A 20,528-nucleotide genomic window follows, 5' to 3' on the forward strand; every position below is an offset into this window, starting at 1 on the left:
AATGGTGCAAAAGTACAACATTTGTTGTACAATAATTCTATTGTGCCAATGTAAATCTCACACTAAAACCTCCATTTGTAACAGCAGAGGGGAAGCTATTTGAAACATATGGATTAGTCATGACTTTATCGAAGAATAGGCGCAAGTTAAATCGGCTACTTACCACATAATCAGCAGTAAATTTCAATGATAGCACGCTATTTCCGCCTGTTATTTCCTCTAAATTTTCTTCAAGTTTTCGGATGACTACTTTATTTGAACGTATTGAAAAATCTAACTTTAAATCCAGGTCAGAGCTAATCTTTTTAGACCTTCCTGCTGCCTTCACATTAAATGCTAGTTCTTTAATTCTATAGCCCGTTCCAATTATCAATTCGTTAGAAGCTCTTTCGGTAAGTTGGTTATTACTCAATCCAAGATTAAGCGTTCGTTCCTTTTTAATTTCAAAACGAGCCATCAAACTATTTTTAAAGGTCATGTCCACTTTAATTAGTGGATTTAGGCTTTCTCTTAGTGTAACTTGATTAATCTCATACTTTTCGAAGTAATTCGAGGTCGCTTCATTCACTTTATTAGGCCAATCTTCAAATCCTTGCTCATAATCTAAACTTGTAACATAATTTCCAACGCTATAAGTCGATTGATAGGAATGGCTGAGGATAATATTATTCAAACGTTTTTTAATCCAATTTACATTTCTTAATCCGTCAAAATTTATCCTCCAATTTGGTATTGGAATATTTGGAAATTTATTCAAGCTAACCGTAGATGGATTTTTGCCGGCATAAGCTGCTAAAAATGCAGGAATTAAAACCTCTTGAGAGGAACTCTGATAACCCAACGGAAAACCAGTGCTATCAACAATTGAATTATCATAAGGGTTTTCATTTGCTAGCCTATTAGCAATAATAATTCTATTGTTTCTAAAGTCTTGGAAGGTCTGGTTAGAATGGTCTTCAGCATCACGAATAAAGGCTGTATTCCAACTTATGAATGAGATACTATGACTTCCATTTTCAACGGTGTTGAAAGATTGATAATCATTAGTCAAATCATCATATCTAAATATCTCTTGAGAGTTAATGGTTTTTGTTCTATTAGCAGTCAGCTCTATTCTAAAGCCTTTTGCCGGTTCGAGCGTTCCTCTTAAATTTACTGTTTCACTATTAGTAAGCCTAAAGAACTGGTTTAAATCCGTTCGGTTGGTCAACCAGCCTCCTTGAGTACTTAACTCCCTGATGTCTATGTCCTGACTGCCCAATGCAAATGGTATCCCTGGCGCCATTGCGTCCCAGTCTTGACCAAAGAAATGAGGTTTTTTGGTGAAACCTGGCATTACTATTCCCTGATTTTGTCTATAGGAAACGGAGACATTTCTTACGAGCATAGTGGTTCTCAATAAGGTGTTTAATACATCTTTAATTGAGGTTTTTACCGTATCCTGAGCTTCATTTGGTAATTGTATAACGTTTGCAGAAGTTCGAGAGGTTCGACGGGGACTAGGCTTATTTAATTTTTTAAGGAAAGGTACTTTGTTGTATAACTGAGTGAAGTTAAAGGTTGTGTTAATCTGTTTATTATTGCTATTTTGTATGGTATTCCCTAAACTTTGAATACTCAAAGGTGCTGAAAGCCAATCATAGTTTGCTGTGTATTTAGCATTCATATTTATCCAAGATGTTAACGGAAACTTGGATAATGGCACATTGTATGTAGCATTTACAGAATGATGGTACAATGTTGGACGACCAAAATTGAGGATGTTATTCCAAACTGAATCTCTTTTAACAGAGTAATATGGGTCGGACTTTGCTAAATCGCCAAGGGGCTCGTCTATACTAGCAGTATTTCTGACCTTAAACTCTGTTTTTAAAGTACGCGTTAAATCATATTTAATGCTATAATTTCTATTCCATACAAACGCTTTATTATAGAATGGTGATAGGATAAAATCTGGATTGTTTAGATTTCTAAACTGTGTCTTATTGTAGTATCTGTCCAAATCTGTTTGGAAGCTTATTGATTTAGGCAAAGTGTAGAAGTTGAAATCTCTAATTAGAGCAAAGTATTTGTTTTTAAACAACTTCACTTTTTGGAAAGGCTTAATATTCTTTGGTTTCGAAGAATAGCTATAATTCAAAGCTAATTTTGAGGTTACCGTAGTACGTTCTTTAAGGCTGGAATTTCTTGAAAAGGTCTCATTTCTTGAATATGTAGTTGAGAAGTTTTCTAAATCATAAATTCTACTCTTTTTGGATGTGGAATTAGATTTATTTTTTCTGACGTTCGTAAAGTTTATTGACTTTCGCTTTGTAAGGTCTTGTGCAATTTCTTTAAGCTCATCTTTTTCCTCTTTAGTTTCTAATTCATCCAAAGAAGCTTTTAGTGTTATGTCAGGGTCAAGAGGATTGTATTGAGGGTTTTGAATAGACTCCGATACCCCAATATACATTGGCACTTTTATATTGGCTTTTTGCCCAAAGAAATTACCAAGTGCAAAGGATGATGAAAAGTCGTATTGGTAAGCATCATACTTTTGTCGTGCAGTGAGACTTTGGTCAATTGTACCGAAGCCAATAGTACTCATGCTTCCGGTAAGATTCACATTTGCAAAGTCCGCTAATCGAGCATTAATACGTCCATTGGCCGCATAACCACCTCTTTCGTCAAAGTCAGTTAACCTTAACTCGTTCAGCCACACTTCACCACATTTTGTAGAGCCATCATCAAAACTTGAAGAGTTAGGCTGACCTTTTTTAGGGTTACGAATACCCAACATTATAGTTTTTACTTTACTCAAGTTTGGATTTCCTACAACGGTAATCTGTGAGCCAGCTCTAGAAAATGGGTCTGTAGTACTTGAATGGTCACCATCTCTTACGGCTTTATTTCGCAGTTTCTTCTCATCTAGTAATTCTTCAAAAGCAATATTTAGCTCGTTTGCAGTAGGCCAAATTAACTCGTCATCCAGTTTTGAAACACCCCACGGGGTTACTTTTAAAGGAATCTCATATTCGTAATAGTTATCATTAAAATCTGTTCCTAATCGAATGAATAATGATAAATCGTCGTCGGCTAAATCCAACTCATTTTCTCCAGAAGCTTCGGCATGAACATACATTTTTAGACGTTTATACGTTCTGAAGTCGTTGTTAAATGTTTTGTAAGCTGCTCTAGAGTCTCCGTCCTCCAAATCACAAACTTTAAGTACTAATGACTGTTCGTTCTGCCTTCTTACATAAGTTGTAGTATTATCCACCTCTTGTTCAATTCCAGGAGGTAACACATATGGAATTGGAACTCTCTCTCCATTCTCCTCAATATTCACTACTGACACATCAAATGAAGTGTTGGAAACATTATCATTTGGCACGTATTCCCCTTCAGTTTTAAGGTCAAAATTGTAACGCCTCCACTCCCCACGAACTAATTCTAAGGTAGCAAATCGTAATACAACAGGCTCTTCAAAATCTTTTAGCATCATTCGAATAAATCGAATGGATTTGAAATCTCTAATTGACCCAACAACTTTATCTGCTTGTTGAACTGGAACTTTGAACTGATACCACTTTATCACTCTGTTGCCATTTGGTGTTTTGGCAACAGATTCTTGTATATCGGTAATGTAACTTTCTCCTACTTGCATATTCGGAAAAATAGGAATGTTGTAGTGGTAATAGCTTTCTGACTCATTAAGCGTATTATCAAAATTTATGTCTTCCGTATTTGGTATTGTAGTTGACATTGTTGGCGTGGGATTTGGAATGGCAGAGTTTCCGTCAATTCCTGAAAAATACTTGTACCTATTTAATATGGAAGCTCTTTGATCGTCTAAATCATCCCCTAAAAAGTAGTTGTAATTATCTGAAGAAGGGTCTTCTATTGCTAAATTGTAGGCTTGACTAGTTGTCCCATAAATATTGCCTATTTTTTGAATGTATGCGGTATCAAAAAATGCTCGTTCATCCACATCTCTCAAACCGTCAAGACCAACATCTTGAAATTCTCTCGACTCTGCATCAACATCAAAAGAGTTGGTTAAAGCAAAAGTAGTTGGCATTCTTCCCCATACACTGCTAGTATCATCTACATTTAATAAGTCTGTTGAAGAAGGCAGTCCATTTTCAAAACTTTTAAATCCGTCTCTAAGTACATCTTCTGAAACATTACCTAAATTAAGCATAATTGTACCACCATTCTGATTATCAGAATCATCATTGAAAGGATCCATTAGCCAAAACTCAACAAACTCAATGTTTTGTGTTTCGAAGTCAGTAGTTTCAAGTTTTCTCATTATCCCTGCCCAACGTTGTTCTGGATTTAGCAATAGACCTGAAGTCGTAATATTTTCAGTATCGTAATTGTATGGACCTCTTTCATTTGGATCAAAATAAAGATTCAGTACTGGTAAGTTTGAAACTTGGGTAGCATACTGTGGGTCTTTATTTGGAAAAACTTCCTTTTCTAAAACCTCTCTTACATTATGGTCAGATAATTGATTATCATCATTGGCAATATGAGAAGGTGTTGTGCTTGAGTTTCTATAAAAAGTAGGATCAATATTGTACCAAGAAAGTAAGGCTCTATTAGCTCCAGTATTGATATTTCCCAAACGTGGTGCTTGATTTTCAAGCATTGATTCTGGAAAAATATTTGGGTCATTTGGCAAACTCGCTAAAAACCAAGCGCCTGGATTTTTAATGTCAATGCCTGTGCTACTCGCTTCAAAATCATCAATGTAGGCTGTACCAGACTCTCCAATTGCTCTTTGATGTCCAGGAATAAGGTGAGCAAATTCACCTTGAGCTGTGAGTGTTGATTTCTCTTTGGTTTCTAGAATTGGCAAAAAGTCAACAATCTTTGTAAGAAGGCTTGACTCTCTTCTATATGTCCCGTCTAATCCCCAAATGGTATTTGAAATAGGCTCGTCTCCAGTATTTACTTTTTTAGAATACGGCTTTTCGGTAAGGTTCAAGATGGTTCCTCCCAACATAAAGTCGTCGGAAATGCGATAATCAACATGTGTTCCTACTAAGGTTTTTTGCTGAAGTCCAAGGGAATTGCTTTCAACCGCAATTCGTATAGGTGTCCCTGAAAGTAAAATACCTTCGTTAATAATATTGACTTTACCCATTGAGTAATTTACGGTAAAGTCTATTCCTTCTTCAAGGCGAAGTCCGCCAGCAGTTACAACGACTGAGCCTTGCTCTATAGAAAATACACCCAAATATATTTCAGCACCAGACTCGGACTGATAACTTCCTTTCAACCTAAATTTATTGTACTCTGGAAATTGCTGAGCGATGGTTAAAGTAGAATCATACAATTCATCATACACATACTGATTTGCTATATCGTTATTATCAAACTTATCTCTCAAATCATCTCCAAAAGGTTCTAGAATTGGAAATATAATCTTTCCGTTAGAAGTCAAAATAGTCGTGCCTGGTAAAAAATCAAAAATACCATCGGCACGCCTCTCTTGTTGGACGTCCAATTGATCCAGCGATAAAAGATTAATAAGCGGTTTGTTTTCTAAACCATCCTCAGGAATATAATTCGTAATCGTACCATTATCTCGAGTATTTTCAAATACAACATCCAAGTAAAATTCTTTTGCACTGATATTATACGCCCCTAAGGAATAGATGTTTTTCATCATCAAATCCCAGTTGGGTAAGAGTGGAGAAAAGCTTAGGTTTTTTAACAATTTAACGTAAAGAGAACTAGGGGCAGATGGACCGTTTGAACTAAATTCACCAACTTGATAAATTTCATTACCAACTGTATATTGAAACGCTACTGCAAGTACTTCATCAGGACCTATAACGCTATTGAGTGAGATGTATCCTAGTTGTGGGTGGAAGCTATATTCAGTTGGAGAAAGTAAGCGTGCTCTTTCCAATTTCTCATAATCTTGTGAACCCAAGAAATTAGGGTAATTAGTCGTATTGAAAATACTATTGACTTGATTAATATTTCTCAAATTGATGCCTTCAGACAACATTTGTTGATAAAGAGTATTGTTATCATTATCTGGAAAAGACTGGTCAGCATTGTCAGAAAATAAAGTTGTATTGTACATTTCTGAAGCCGATTCTCCTAGATCTAAAAAGGCAAGTAAGTTTCTATTATTCTCTACTGTACCTGTTTTGTTGGTTACCCAAACTTCAATTTTTGTAATGTTTATGGGGGAGCTAATAAATGGTAAATTTGACATCGCCTCATTATATTGTGACCTAAAATAATGCGATAAGAAAAAGTGTTTATTGGCTTCGTACTGATCGGCGTAGATATCAAACTCGGTAGTTTGAGCACCACCTTCAACATCAATAACTTTTGAATTACTTTTTTGTTGAGAAATAATGGTAGTAACTGTCGCTCTACCAAATTGTAACTGCGTTTTTAGCCCTAACAAACTTTGGCTTCCAGAAATTAATGTCCCATTAAGTGGAAGTCCAACATTTCCTATTTCTATCTTCTTGATTATTTCATCCTCTTCACCCTCGTATTCTAGCTTAATTTTATTATCAAAATCAAATATGGCTTCTGTATTATAGTTGGTGTTTAGCTGGAGTTTATCGCCAATTTTACCAATCACATTCATTTGTATTTTCTGCTTGAAGTCAAAACTCGTGTTGCTTTGTCTATCCAGTGGCAAAGCGTTGTTTTGAGTCTTGTTGTGCTTTACAGAAAAGATGAGCTCGGCAGAACCTTGAGGTCGAATATCGACTGTGCTATTTCCGAAAATTTTATCGAATATTTCACCGCCAATATCAATACTTAGCGGACCCTTATTCTGATTTTCACCGTTTAATTTTGGGCTTGATGTTTTTTCCTTCCAATACTCTGAAATAGACTTTCTAATGTTATAATCATTATACTCATCAAAAGTCAAATATGAAGAATTGCTTAAACGTAAACCGTTATTTTCATGCTCTATATTATAGAGTTTACTTTCAGGATCGTATTCTATTGTTGGTTGTAGAAAGGTGGGGTTCGAAAAATAAAAACCACTCGAGGGCTCATCTAGTGGAGATTCCCATGGTTCAGATTCAGGCAAGTCAAATATAAGACTATCGCTTTGGCTCTGAGAAAAAAGGCTATTACTCTGTGCCAAAAACAACAAAAAGCACCAAAGTGCTCGCTTAAAAATAAGATGTCTATAAATCACTATCTGATTTCTTAATAAGGCACCAAAAATATTACATTTTTTTAAGTACTCTTTTAACCACTTCTTCAACCCCTAAATCAGCAACTTCTTGCAGTTCTTTATCGATTACTTTTTCGATACTATTTTTATTAAACCCTAGCATAGTTAAAGCCGATAACGCTTCATCCTTAACAGTATTGTGTGAAATCATAGAAGAATGGCCTAAATCTAACTTGATGACTTTGTCTTTTAAATCCAAAATTATACGCTGAGCTGTTTTGCCCCCTATACCTTTCACACTTTGTAGGGTTGTCACATTATTAGAAAGTATGGCTTGCTGAATTTCATTTGGATTCAATGACGAAAGAATCATTTGGGCAGTATTTGGCCCTACACCAGACACGGAAATGAGTTGTCTGAACAAGTCTCTTTCAGCATTATCAAAAAAACCATATAGGGTATGAGCATCTTCTTTTATGGACAGATGAGTAAACAGTTTGCAAAATTCATCATCTGATAATTTTGAAAACGTTTGCAATGAAATTCGTAATAAATACCCCACGCCATTACAGTCTATTATAACATATGAAGGGTTTTTCTCTATTAATTTTCCTTGAATGTGTGTTATCATTTTCTTTTTGCTTGAGCATCTATTACTGCTATGGTTACCATATTGACTATTTCTCGAACTGAGCACCCCAACTGTAGAATGTGAACAGGCTTTTTCATTCCAATAAGAATTGGTCCTATAGCCTCTACATCGTCAAATTCTTGGAGTAGTTTATACGCTATATTACCAGACTCTAAGTTAGGAAATATAAGTGTATTAGCATTTTCTTTTAAATCTGTAAAGGGGAAATTTTGTTCTCTTTTTTCTTTATTGAGTGCGAAGTCAGCTTGGATTTCTCCATCAACAATAAGGCTTGGATTGCTTTTCTTAATTAAATTTCTAGCCTCCATAATTTTGGAAACATTTGGACTTTGTGATGAGCCGTAATTTGAATACGATAGGAGAGCAATTTTTGGAGTAATATTAAATCGTCTAACTGCTTTGGCTGTAAGTTCAGCAATATTTGCCAATTCTTTAGCAGTAGGGTCTATATTAACTGTAGTATCTGCTAAAAACAAACTTCCTTTTTTTGTGTTCAAAATGAACATTCCAGCAACCTTTTCAACACCTTCTTCAGTACCAATAATTTGTAGTGCTGGACGGACAGTATTGGGGTAGTTTCTGTTAATTCCTGAAATAAAAGCATCGGCTAAACCTTGATCAACCATCATTGCACCGAAATAATTTCGCTCACGCATCAATTTTTGCGCCTCAAATAATGTAAGCCCTTTTCGTTGACGTTTTTCAAATAATATTTGACCAAATTCATGGCGTCTACTTCGTTCGTGTTCACTTTTTGGATCTATAATCTGAACTCCTTCAAGTTCAAGCACATTATCTTCAATCAGCTGCTCAATGTTTTTTGTTCTTCCTAATAATATTGGGATAGCAATTCCTTCGTCTTTAACTTGCTGTGCTGCTTTTAAAATCTTGTAGTTTTCAGCTTCAGCAAATACAATTTTCTTTGGGCTTCTTTTGGCCTTGGTTGTAATTTGTCTTACTAATTTGTTATCAAGACCTAAGCGTTTCTCAAGCTCTTGAGCATATTTTTCAAAATCGGTTATTTTTTTACGTGCTACTCCAGATTCTATCGCTGCTTTTGCTACTGCTGGTGCTACTACAGAAATTAATCTACTATCAAGCGGCTTTGGAATAATGTACTCTGGACCAAACGTAATGACTTTTTCGCCGTAAGCAAGGTTAACGGTATCAGGAACTATTTCTTTAGTTAAATCAGCAATACTTTTAACAGCTGCAAGTTTCATTTCTTCATTAATGCATGTAGCTCTTACATCCAAAGCACCCCTAAAAATGTATGGAAATCCTAATACGTTATTAACTTGATTAGGATGGTCGGAACGACCTGTTGCCATAATGATATCTTCCCTTGCTGACACAGCCTCATCGTAAGAAATTTCTGGGTCAGGATTAGCCAATGCGAAAACGATAGGTATTCTAGCCATAGATTTAACCATTTCCTTAGACATAATGTTTCCAGAAGAAAGTCCAAGAAAAACATCAGCATCTTTTATAGCTTCGTCTAAAGTATTAATGTTTTTATCGGTTGCAAAAAACTGTTTTTCCGCAGTCAGATTTTCAGCGTCCTTTCTAATAACGCCTTTACTATCCAGCATTACTATATTTTCCTTTTTTGCACCTAAGGACAGGTACAATTTAGCACACGACATTGCTGCTGCTCCAGCACCATTAATAATAATATTTACTGACTCTATTTTCTTTTCAGCAATTTCTAAAGCATTTATTAAAGCCGCTGCAGAAATAATCGCAGTTCCGTGTTGGTCATCGTGCATAATTGGAATAGACAACTCCTCTTTCAAACGCTTTTCAATTTCAAAGCATTCAGGAGCTTTAATGTCTTCTAAATTTATCCCTCCAAAAGTTGGGGCAATGGATTTCACTACCTCAACGAATTTATCAACATCAGAAGCATCTACCTCTATATCAAAAACATCGATATCTGCAAAAATCTTAAATAACAAACCCTTTCCTTCCATCACTGGTTTTGAAGCTTCAGGGCCGATATCTCCTAAACCCAATACTGCCGTTCCATTAGTGATAACGGCAACCAAATTGCTTTTTGCAGTGTATTTATAAACATCGTCTTTGTCTTCACTAATACGAATACATGGTTCTGCAACTCCAGGCGAATAAGCCAAGGCTAAATCCCGCTGTGAACTGTGTTTTTTAGTTGGTACAACTTCTATTTTTCCAGGTCTTCCAGACTGATGATAATCTAGAGCTTCTTGTTTTTTACGTGTAGTAGACATGGCGTAAAAATATATAAAAAAACCGGCTTGAAGCCGGCATTTTATTAATATGATAGTATTATTATTTTCTGACTAGCAATCGCTTTATAGCGTCTAACTTTCCATCAACATATATGTTAGCAAAGTATAAGCCATTTGGCGTATTACTCACATCTAACCTTACAATACCCTGATTGTTTTTAATAATCTTATTCTCTACAATTGTACCTAGCATATCAGTTACTACCACTTCAGCAGACTGAGAAGGAAGAACTGAATAGTTTAAACTCGCATAAGAAGATGCTGGATTAGGGTGAAAGTCTGAAAAGTTACTTAAACTATTTTCGTCAATGGAGGTTCCTGTAATGACATAGTTAACAATAGTACAAGCAGAGTCAGGTTCATTATCAGCATTAAATGCACAATATTTGATTGAAGCCGAAGCGGGTAAAATTCCTTTATTGTCAAAATGAACTTGAAAGTTTGTTGGTAATTCTTGCCCTGGAGAGAAAGAGATAGTATGTGGGGAAACAGATGTAGAAGGCAAGTAACAAGACTGCCAACAAAAATAGTTTTCAGTTCCTGAAGTTGCTGAAATAACTTCTCTAGAAACTTTAATATTAATAGAACTTGGTGAAATATTTTTCACTTTAATATCAGTTCCTAAATCTCCAAATAATGAGGTAGAGTTGGAAGTGTTAACATTGTTTTCATGCGGCTCAACAGTAATACTACTACTTTGTGAAAATACTTGAACTGTTGACACAACTAAAAAGAAAAGTATTGCTTTTTTCATAATAATATGGTTTTGTACAAATATACTAAGAAAAAAAATAAAATCATGTTTGATAAAAGTTTTTAAAAATAGCTTTGAAAGTGTAAGATTTGACTATATAGTTAAAAAAAAATCTTTAACTTATAAGAAAGATATGTATTATTTTGCAACCCCTTATTATAGCAATAAAATTTGTAAAGATGCTCGAAAATAGGTATCTTATATAATTTAACTAGAATAACTACAACTTAAAAACTTGAAATAATCATGAAAAAACATCTACTATTATTTATCGGTATTGCCGCTAGTGTTTCCTCAATTGCGCAACAACTTGTTGACACTACACAAGCCGAAAACAAAAATGTTTTACTCGAGGAATATACGGGTAGAAACTGTCCCTACTGCCCCGATGGACATAAGATAGCAAACGATATAAAAGTAGCTAACCCCGGCGATGTTGTTCTAATTAGAATACATACTGGAGGTTATGCTCCTACAACCAATCCAAACCTAAATACTGCATTTGGTCCAACTTTAGCTGATCAGTCTGGAATAACAGGATACCCTACTGGGACTATCAATAGGCATGTTTTTTCTGGCAGCTCAACGTCTATGGGTAGGAGTGCATGGAGTGCTGTTTCAGATCAAGTTTTAGCTGAAACAGCAGTGGTAAACATTGGAATGAATGCTGTTGTTGATACCGCTACAAGAAATTTATTTGTTGAAGTTGAAATGTATTATACTGGCTCTCAAACAGTTAGCTTTAATAAGCTGAACGTAGCAGTCTTACAAGACAATATTTTTGGCTCTCAATCCGGAGCTTCAAGTTATAATCCAGCAGATGGAAATGACAACAACTACAACCACAAACACATTCTTAGACACATGCCTTTAGGAGCATGGGGAGAAAAAATTGAAGATATTGAACCTGGCACTTTTGTAAGAAAAACTATAAATTATACACTCCCTGGAAATATACAAGGTGTAGAATTGAAAGTTAAAGATTTAGATATTGCTGTTTTCATAACAGAGGATAAGCAAGAAGTACTTAATGCTACACACATGAAGCCTATTTTGGGCTCTGCAACCAATATTGAAGAGTTTTCAATAAAACCGTTAGAACTATACCCAAACCCTACAAACGACAAACTTAATGTAGAATTTGAAATCAGAAAAGCAAGTGATGTAAACATCAAGATTCATAATCTTCTTGGGCAAACTGTGTTTAATGAAAATATAACTTTTTCTTCAGGACAACGAAAATTTCAGGTTGATGTGAGTGCTTTAGAAACTGGGATATATATTCTTGAGTTGTCAAATGAAATAAATTCAAGTACACAAAAAGTAATTATTAAATAGAAAAATGAGCATGAAAAATTATTTAACAACACTATTAATTTGTTTATCTGTAGTTGGTGTAAAAGCACAACTTCCAGACGGAAGCGTTGGTCCTAATTTTACTGTGACAGACATTGAAGGCAACTCACATACTCTATATGATATTTTAGACAGTGGATATACGGTGGTTATGGATTTAAATGCAACATGGTGCGGTCCTTGTTGGTCGTACCACCAAGCTGGTCATTTAGAGACATTGTGGGAAGAGCATGGGCCTGCAGGTTGGCCTGGCGTAAGCGCAAATACAACAGATGATGTTTTTGTATTTATGATTGAGTCGTCATCAAATACTGGACTAGCGGACTTACAAGGTGAAACTTCAAATTCTTATGGCGATTGGATTACTGGCACACATTTTCCAATAGTCAATGAAGAAACTGTGGCATCAAGTTATGAATTAGTATATTATCCGACCGTTTTTACCGTTTGTCCTAATAGGATTGTAACAGAATCTGGTGCAATATCAGCAGACGCCCATTATAGTGTAATTGGTGAGTGTGTAAATGCCCAAAACGGTAAAAACTTAGCAACTTTTGACTACACAGGAGAAAAAACAACCTGCGGAACAAATGTTGACGTTAAAGCTAGATTTCAAAATATGGGAACAGATAATGTAACTGCTTTTACAGCAGAAGTATTTGATGGTAGCAACTCAATTGCAACTCAACAATACAGTGGAAACTCAATAAGCACCTACGGTTTTGTTGAATTAGACTTTGGAACCGTTCAAATTGATGGTCCGACGTCATTAGAAATCAAAATCACTAGTGAAGATGTTTTGCAAAGCGATAACAGTTTGAATCAGAACATTGTACTCGCCAAAGAAGGTTCTGGCAATATGACTTTACAAATTACAACTGATAATTTTGGAAATCAAGTAAGTTGGGAAATTAAGGACCTAAATGGCACTACTGTAGAAAGTGGAGGGCCATATTCAAATTCATCGAACACTACTGAGTATGACCCACAGCCACAAGATGATCAAAGTATAAGCTTAGAATCAGACGGCTGTTATTTCTTTGAGGTTTACGACAGTCAAAATAATGGTATGTATAACTATCCGACTCATGATGATGGTCCTTCATTCTTCAGATTATTAAGTGGAAGTCAGAACACAACAATTGTTGAGATATTTGGCGATGAGTATAAAGCCTCATTAAAACGTAAGTTCCTTTACAAAAAAGTTTCTGCCATTAAGGAAAATTCTATTGTGAAGAATTCTATCTACCCAAATCCGACAAACGGTCTTAGCACATTAGAAGTTGATATGAAAGAAAAAATCAACAATGTAGCGCTAAATGTGTTTAACATTTTGGGTGAAATGGTAATATCAAAGTCTGTCAATCTAAATGTTGGAGCTAATACAATACCACTAAAATTAGAGCATCTAGAAGCAGGAATATATACCGTCGAATTATTATCTCCATCATTAAATATTTCTCAAAAGCTAATAAAAATAGACTAGAAAGTTATTTTAATTATTAATAAATCATGAGAGCAGCCAATTTGGCTGCTCTTTTTTCGTAAGGATAATTGTCCTTATAAGCTGTATAATGGTCTTTTTTTATTAATTTTGTGTCAAACTAAACTTAATTAATACAATTTTATGAAAGCAATTTTAATAGTACTAGCGTTTTTATTGTCATTTACTTTTAATACTAGTGCGCAGTTACCAGATGGCTCCATTGCTCCTGACTTCACTACTACAGATATGAATGGAAACCAACATAGACTTTATGATTATCTTGACCAGGGGTATACTGTAATTTTAGATATCAGTGCGACTTGGTGTGGTCCATGTTGGAACTACCACTCTGGTGGAACTTTTGAAGAAATTTGGGCTGCTCACGGTCCAGCTGGAGAACCTGGTGTAAATGCTAATACTACTGATGATGTAATGATTCTTTGGTTCGAAGGTGATGATGGCACACCAGAAAGTGAATTAGAAAACAGCGATTTAGGAAATTGGCTAGAACCAAATGGAGAAGAAGTTCATTTCCCAATTATTAATGACAACAATATAGCTGACTTGTATGCTCTTCCTTATTGGCCAATAATTTACACTATTTGCCCAAATAGAACACTCACTGAATCTGGTCAGGCTACGGCTGCAAATCATTACAGTAATTTAGACGACTGTATGGCAGCTTTTTCAGGCACAAATGCTGCTTTACTAGACATCAACACAACAATAATGCCTGTAGGCTGTGAAGCTAGTGCATCAGGTAATCTTTCTGTTATAGTTCAAAATATGGGAACAGAATTATTAAGTAACTTTTCAGTTGAATTGTCTGCTAATGGCCAAAGTATTGGTACAGAAGACTTTAGCGGTTCTTTAGAAACATATCAAACTACAACTATTGATTTTGGAAATGTAACGGTTGACAGCGAAACTATTGAAATAGAAATAACAACTCCAGACGACAATAATGCTGACAATAATATGTCACATTCTATTAACTTTTCGAATGCTCAAACCACACAAAAAGTTACTGTTAATCTTTTAACAGATAATTATGGAAACGAAGTCTACATGGAGATTACTGATGAAAATGATAATGTGATTTGGTTTGAGGGTAATGAAGCTAACGCTGGAATTACTGGTACTGGACAGCTACCTTCAGATGATGCAACAAATCCACTAGGAAATAATCAATCTTACGATTGGGATGTTAACCTTCCATCTACAGGTTGCTTTAAATTTACAATTTATGACTATTATGGCGATGGGCTTGCAGCATCAACAAATACTAATGGTGGTGTTGATGGCAATTGGTCAATTGAAAATAGTAACGGTATGGTAATTGCAGAACAAATGGTACAAAATTTTGAAAATACTGATGACGCTTCTTTTGAAAATACTCAAGCAGCAGACCCATCAAGTATCAACGAAGAATCAAATATTGCTCTTTCTGTATTTCCTAACCCAATTCAATCTGATGCAAAATTATCTTTTAGTTTAACAAAAACTTCAAACGTAAGATTAGATATATTAAACGTATTAGGTGAAACAATTTTGTCTAATGATTATTCGCTTCAACCTGGCAATAATAACATAGACATTAACGTTGATAGAATGACTAACGGCATTTACTTTGCTCACCTAACAATTAATGGTGTAACTAACACAGTAAAAATTACCGTTAGCAAGTAAGAGTTAATTTGCTAAAAACAAAAAAGGTCAGTAGATTAACCAAAACTAATTGCTGACCTTTTTTAATGCTTAAAAAATAAAATACTATGAAAAAATCCCTATTGATTATTGCTCTTATTAGCATCAATTTTATCGCCTTTTCTCAGAATAGGACATTACCAAAAGTTGATCTTAAAACACTAGAAAATACCATTTTAAACTCATCAGAGTTTGATAATGATGGTAATCCGATTGTTATCAGTTTTTGGGCAACATGGTGTAAGCCTTGCATCAAAGAATTATCTACCATTGCCGAAGTATACGAAGATTGGCAAGACGAAACTGGTGTTAAAATTATTGCTATATCCATAGATGATGCAAGAAATATGTCAAAAGTAAAGCCAAAAGTAAATTCCGAAATGTGGGAATACGAAGTATATTGTGATCCAAACGGTGATTTCAAAAGAGCTATGGGCGTAGGTGGAGTGCCACATACATTCTTACTAAACTCGAAAAAAGAAATTGTTTGGCAACATACTGGCTACAAAGATGGTGATGAGTATGAATTATATGAGCAAATAGAAGCACTATCAAAATAGACAATGAAAAGATTAAATCTCCTCCTATTAGGGCTATTGCCATTTATAATATTCGGACAAGAAAATTCCCCTGGAACTATTCAAGGGGATTTTAACTTCAATGCACAGACCTATTCAGAAGACCCTTCAATTAATGCCTCAAAAGTAGATGAGTTTATGCTCATGAATGGCTATGCAAACATCCTTTTCAATAAAGGAGATTTTACAGCAGGTATTCGTTACGAGAGCTATCTAAATGCTCTTCAAGACTTTGACTCAAGATTCAACGGAAATGGAATTCCTTACCGATTCGCTCAATACAATGTGTATGGACTAGACATTACTGTAGGTAATTTCTATGAGCAGTTTGGTAATGGCCTAATTTTTAGAAGTTATGAGGAAAAAACTTTAGGAATAGACAATGCAATGGACGGAGTGCGATTAAAATATAATCCTGTCAAAGGTTTATCTCTAAAAGGTTTTGTAGCAAAACAAAGGTTGTTTTGGGAACAAGGACCTGGTATTATTCGAGGGATTGATGGCGAATTAAATATCAATGATGCCTTATCTCTTGAGAATAGCAAAACTCAGGCCATTGTGGGTGGCAGCTTTATAAGTCGTTTTGAAGAAGATAATAACCCTGTTTATAACCTTCCAGAAAATGTAGCTGCATATGCTCTTAGAACAACCCTAAATAGAGGAAAGTTTTCGTTTAACTCTGAATATGCCTACAAGTACAACGACCCCGCTGGCTCAGTGACTTACAATAACTATGCTCCCGGCAACGCTTTAATGGCAAATTTGACATACTCTGAAAGAGGATTAGGGATTATTCTTGAAGCCCACAGAGTAGATAATATGGACTATCGTTCAAAACGAGGAGCAACTGGAAAAGAATTAACCTTAAATTTTATTCCTGCAATTAGTAAGCAACACGTATATACATTAGCCGCCTTTTACCCTTTTGCTACACAGCCTTTAGGAGAATTAGGCTTTCAAGGGCAAGTAAATTATACCTTTAAGAAGAAAAGCACTCTTGGTGGTAAATACGGAACGCAGTTAAACATTAATTATTCCAGAATAAATGCTTTGAATGGAGGCCCTTCAGAATTAACTATAAACAGAGAACATAGCCCTATGTTCTTTAGTCTTCTAGATGAAGAACTTTACTTTAGAGACATAAACTTCGACATTAAAAAGAAAATTAGCAAAAAGGTAAAACTAATGTTTAACTATCTCGACCTCATTTACAACAAGGATGTGATTGAAGGGAAAATCATTGGAAAAAACGTCCATGCTAGAATTGGAATTGCCGAAGTCAATTACAAACTTAAACCCAAACATACCATCAGAAGTGAGTTTCAATATCTCTCTATTGATAAAAGTGATGAGTACTACAAAGACCAAGGCGATTGGGTAATGGGCTTAGTAGAATACACCTTTTCGCCGCACTGGTTTTTTGCTTTTATAGACCAATACAATGGCGGCTACACAAGCCAAGATGGTGTAACTTATGAAGCTGTTCATTACCTCAACATTAGTTGTGGTTATTCAAAAGGAACGAATAGATTTGAATTAGGATATGGTAAAAAACGTGAAGGGATATTTTGTGTAGGAGGAGTTTGTAAAAACGTGCCATCTTCTAATGGATTCACTTTAAGTATCACTTCAAGCTTTTAATTATGAAACAGTCTTATTATATTTTTCTAAGCGTACTTGTACTAAGTTTAACTATCTCATGCGACACCATTGAGAAAGATAATTTCACAGACCCAAACGCAAATTTCCCTTGGCTAGGCAAAAAAATTCTTGTTGAAGACTTTACAGGATACAAATGTACTAACTGCCCAGCGGCATCATCTGAACTTCACACCATAGAAGAGTTATACCCTGATAAGGTCATTGGGATTGCCATTCATGCTGGCTTTTTCGCAAGGCCTAGTGGCGATTTTGTTGAAGACTTTAGAACAGCTGAAGGTAATGAATTAGCTGAATTTTTTGGACCTGACGCCTTTCCAATTGGCATGGTAAATAGAGTAGGCTATCCAAACAATATACTCAAAGAATATACTGATTGGGCGACTGAAGTAAGTAGTCAATTACTTGAAATACCAACTATTGAACTGTCAATTTCTGAAGAAAACAATACCATAAACGTAGAAGCCAGACGACTTTCAGATGATAATACCAGTTTGAAGTTAGTAGTTTGTATTACTGAAGACGGTGTTATCTATAAGCAAATTGATGGTTCAAGCTTAATTGAAGATTATGAGCACAATCATGTGTTACGAAAAGTGCTGAATGGTACTTGGGGCAGTAATATTCAATTGGGTAATACAAACACTACCTTCAGCTATGACTACACTCTTGACGAATCTTGGGTAAGAAGTAACTGTAATGTCGTTGCATACGTATACAACGACAGCAATAAAGAAGTATTACAAGCAGAAAAGATTCATCTAACCGATTAAAGAAATTAGACTATGAAAAACGTCTTAACCTTAATTTTTGCATTTGTATTTCTTACATCTGGTGCTCAACAAAACAATATCGTTAATAGCGATGATGCAGAGGCATTCTTATCAGCCTATTTTTCACCCTTTTCAAATAGTATAGGAGCAGGACTTAATAGCGGCTGGTACAATACTGCTAAACCTCATAAACTAGCTGGTTTTGATGTGAGCCTTACAATAAACATGATAACCCTTTCAGATGAGCAAAAATCATTTAATCCAAATGATATTCCTAATTTTAGTAGCAGTGATAACTCTACTCCATCCATTCTTGGTGAAGGTATGGGAGCCGAAATTGATTATACAAGCGATAATTTTTCGAGTACATTCACTATGCCTGAACAGAATATTTCTCTAACAGCTGTTCCAATACCAACCTTGAACGCAGGCATTGGACTCTTTAAAGGCACTGAAATAAATGTAAGATATATACCGGCTTATAATTACGACATTGGTTTCATAGGTGAGGGCTCTATCGAATTGTATGGCGCAGGCATTAAGCACGATATTCTACAATGGATACCGATAGTGAACAAATTACCTTTCGATTTGTCTTTTCAAGGGGCATTAACTAAGTTTAAAACCTCTTTTGAAGTCGAAAGTCAAAGCGTAAAACAAGATGTTAGCCTTAACATTGATGCAAGCACATATAATCTTATCGTATCCAAGAAATTTGCCCTCATTACGGCCTATGGAAGTATGGGTTATAATTCCGTAAAAACCTCATTCAGTTCAAATACTAATTTTCAATTGGGAAGTACTAACGTTATCGAATTTAATGTCCCTTTGGATATGGAGTTCGAAAGTCAATCAGTATTTCAAGCAGCTGCAGGAGTTAGACTTCAATTTGCTATATTTACAGTCTATGCCAATCAAACTTTTTCAGACTACCCTATAACCTCGGCTGGTATTGGCGTAAGCTTTAGATGATTCGACTAAAATTAATATTCATATTTATTTTCACTGCTAGCATTCTTTCGGCACAAAATTTTAAAGCTGGTGCTGTTGGTGGAATTAGTACCTCACAAGTTTCTGGTGATCAGTTAGGTGGTTTTAATAAAGTAGGACTAAAAATAGGTTCTTTTGTAAACCACCCTATAAACTTAGCTACCAGAGGTGAACTAGCCATGTATTATATCGATAAAGGCAGCAATGACCTCAATAGTAATTTTCGCATAGACCTTTCATATATCGAAACATCTTGGTGTGTACAAAAATCATCAAAAGGTTTTATTTATGAGGGTGGATTACTTTTTTCTGTATTGGTAGATGGCAAAACCTATGACATTTATGGCTATGAAGACGTCACAAAAAGTGATTACTACAAATTCGATATCGGAGCAAAATTAGCAGCAGGGATAAAATTAAAACCAAGGCTATTTATGTTCTGGGAAATCACCAATTCACTACCATTCACTCCTATTCAAGACCATCCTGGAGGAGCTACATACGGATTAAACAAAGGGAAATATAATTCCATATTAAGTTTTTCTTTCCGATATTTGTACTCTGAATGAGTAAGAAACAAAAAATAGTCGTTTCGGTGAGTGGTGCAAGTGGTGCCATCTATGCTAAAGTGTTGTTTGACAGACTACAACAACTATCTGATCAAGTTGATGAGGTGGGAGTGCTTATGTCGGATAATGCTAAATATGTTTGGAAAACTGAACTTGGAAATACAGATTATAAGGATTTGCCTTTCAAATTTTATTCTCCACAAGATTTTACTGCTCCTTTTGCATCGGGTTCTGCACGCTTTGAAACAATGATTATTTGTCCATGCTCTATGGGTACTTTAGGACGAATAGCGCAAGGCATTTCTAACGACCTAACGACTAGATCGGCTGATGTTATATTAAAAGAGAGAAGAAAACTAATTTTAGTTGCACGAGATTCCCCTTTGAATCTTATTCATATCAATAATATGAAGACTATTACTGAAGCGGGTGGTATAATTTGTCCAGCTACACCTTCTTTTTATAGCAATCCTACCACATTTGAAGAGCTTGCCTCGACCGTAGTGGATAGAGTAATTTCATTAAGTAGTTTAGAATTAGACTCTTATCAGTGGGGCAATAAATAGAGTCTTCTCTACGTTTTG

At 35.3% G+C, this 20,528-nt stretch carries 13 protein-coding genes; 9 read left to right on the forward strand and 4 right to left on the reverse strand.

All coding sequences use genetic code 11. The annotated features are described in order from the left end of the window. Positions 1–37: 37 nt before the first annotated feature. The 4 genes from sprA to ISP73_04920 all read right to left on the reverse strand — a co-directional run bounded on the left by sprA (position 38) and on the right by ISP73_04920 (position 10,826). Entirely contained in the window at positions 38–7,120 is a 7,083-nt protein-coding gene (gene sprA, locus ISP73_04905) for a cell surface protein SprA (protein MBL6657926.1), read from the reverse strand. Positions 7,121–7,205: 85 nt separating this feature from the next. After that, positions 7,206–7,784: a Holliday junction branch migration protein RuvA gene (gene ruvA, locus ISP73_04910; GenBank protein ID MBL6657927.1), complete on the reverse strand. Its 579-nt coding sequence runs from the start codon at positions 7,782–7,784 to the stop codon at positions 7,206–7,208. Continuing rightward, positions 7,781–10,051, reverse strand: coding sequence for an NADP-dependent malic enzyme (locus tag ISP73_04915; protein ID MBL6657928.1), 2,271 nt, complete (start codon positions 10,049–10,051; stop codon positions 7,781–7,783). The genes ruvA and ISP73_04915 overlap by 4 nt, the downstream gene beginning before the upstream one ends. A gap of 61 nt (positions 10,052–10,112) precedes the next feature. Continuing rightward, on the reverse strand, positions 10,113–10,826 hold the full coding sequence (locus ISP73_04920; GenBank protein MBL6657929.1) for a T9SS type A sorting domain-containing protein: 714 nt from the start codon (positions 10,824–10,826) through the stop codon (positions 10,113–10,115). Positions 10,827–11,072: 246 nt separating this feature from the next. Between ISP73_04920 and ISP73_04925 the strand changes: the two genes are divergently transcribed. The 9 genes from ISP73_04925 (at position 11,073) to ISP73_04965 (ending at position 20,510) form a co-directional block, all read left to right on the forward strand. Further along, positions 11,073–12,164, forward strand: a complete 1,092-nt coding sequence (locus tag ISP73_04925) for an Omp28-related outer membrane protein (protein ID MBL6657930.1) — start codon at positions 11,073–11,075, stop codon at positions 12,162–12,164. Positions 12,165–12,174: 10 nt separating this feature from the next. Next, a complete protein-coding gene (locus ISP73_04930; protein ID MBL6657931.1) occupies positions 12,175–13,668 on the forward strand; it encodes a T9SS type A sorting domain-containing protein in 1,494 nt (497 codons plus the stop codon). A gap of 141 nt (positions 13,669–13,809) precedes the next feature. After that, complete coding sequence (locus ISP73_04935; protein MBL6657932.1) at positions 13,810–15,357, forward strand: T9SS type A sorting domain-containing protein; 1,548 nt, start codon at positions 13,810–13,812, stop codon at positions 15,355–15,357. 86 nt (positions 15,358–15,443) lie between these two features. Further along, positions 15,444–15,935: a TlpA family protein disulfide reductase gene (locus ISP73_04940; GenBank protein ID MBL6657933.1), complete on the forward strand. Its 492-nt coding sequence runs from the start codon at positions 15,444–15,446 to the stop codon at positions 15,933–15,935. A 3-nt stretch (positions 15,936–15,938) separates the two neighbouring features. Then, positions 15,939–17,594, forward strand: a complete 1,656-nt coding sequence (locus ISP73_04945) for a hypothetical protein (GenBank protein ID MBL6657934.1) — start codon at positions 15,939–15,941, stop codon at positions 17,592–17,594. A gap of 2 nt (positions 17,595–17,596) precedes the next feature. Next, entirely contained in the window at positions 17,597–18,385 is a 789-nt protein-coding gene (locus ISP73_04950) for an Omp28 family outer membrane lipoprotein (protein ID MBL6657935.1), read from the forward strand. Positions 18,386–18,397: 12 nt separating this feature from the next. Next, the gene (locus ISP73_04955) at positions 18,398–19,357 is read left to right on the forward strand and encodes a hypothetical protein (GenBank protein ID MBL6657936.1); all 960 of its coding nucleotides are present in this window, start codon (positions 18,398–18,400) and stop codon (positions 19,355–19,357) included. Then, positions 19,354–19,944: a hypothetical protein gene (locus ISP73_04960; GenBank protein MBL6657937.1), complete on the forward strand. Its 591-nt coding sequence runs from the start codon at positions 19,354–19,356 to the stop codon at positions 19,942–19,944. Before ISP73_04955 ends, ISP73_04960 begins: the two co-directional genes overlap by 4 nt. Next, positions 19,941–20,510, forward strand: a complete 570-nt coding sequence (locus ISP73_04965; protein MBL6657938.1) for a UbiX family flavin prenyltransferase — start codon at positions 19,941–19,943, stop codon at positions 20,508–20,510. The genes ISP73_04960 and ISP73_04965 overlap by 4 nt, the downstream gene beginning before the upstream one ends. Positions 20,511–20,528 lie beyond the last annotated feature (18 nt).

It is taken from the genome of Flavobacteriales bacterium, from assembly GCA_016779935.1.
Taxonomy (GTDB): Bacteria; Bacteroidota; Bacteroidia; order Flavobacteriales; family UBA7312.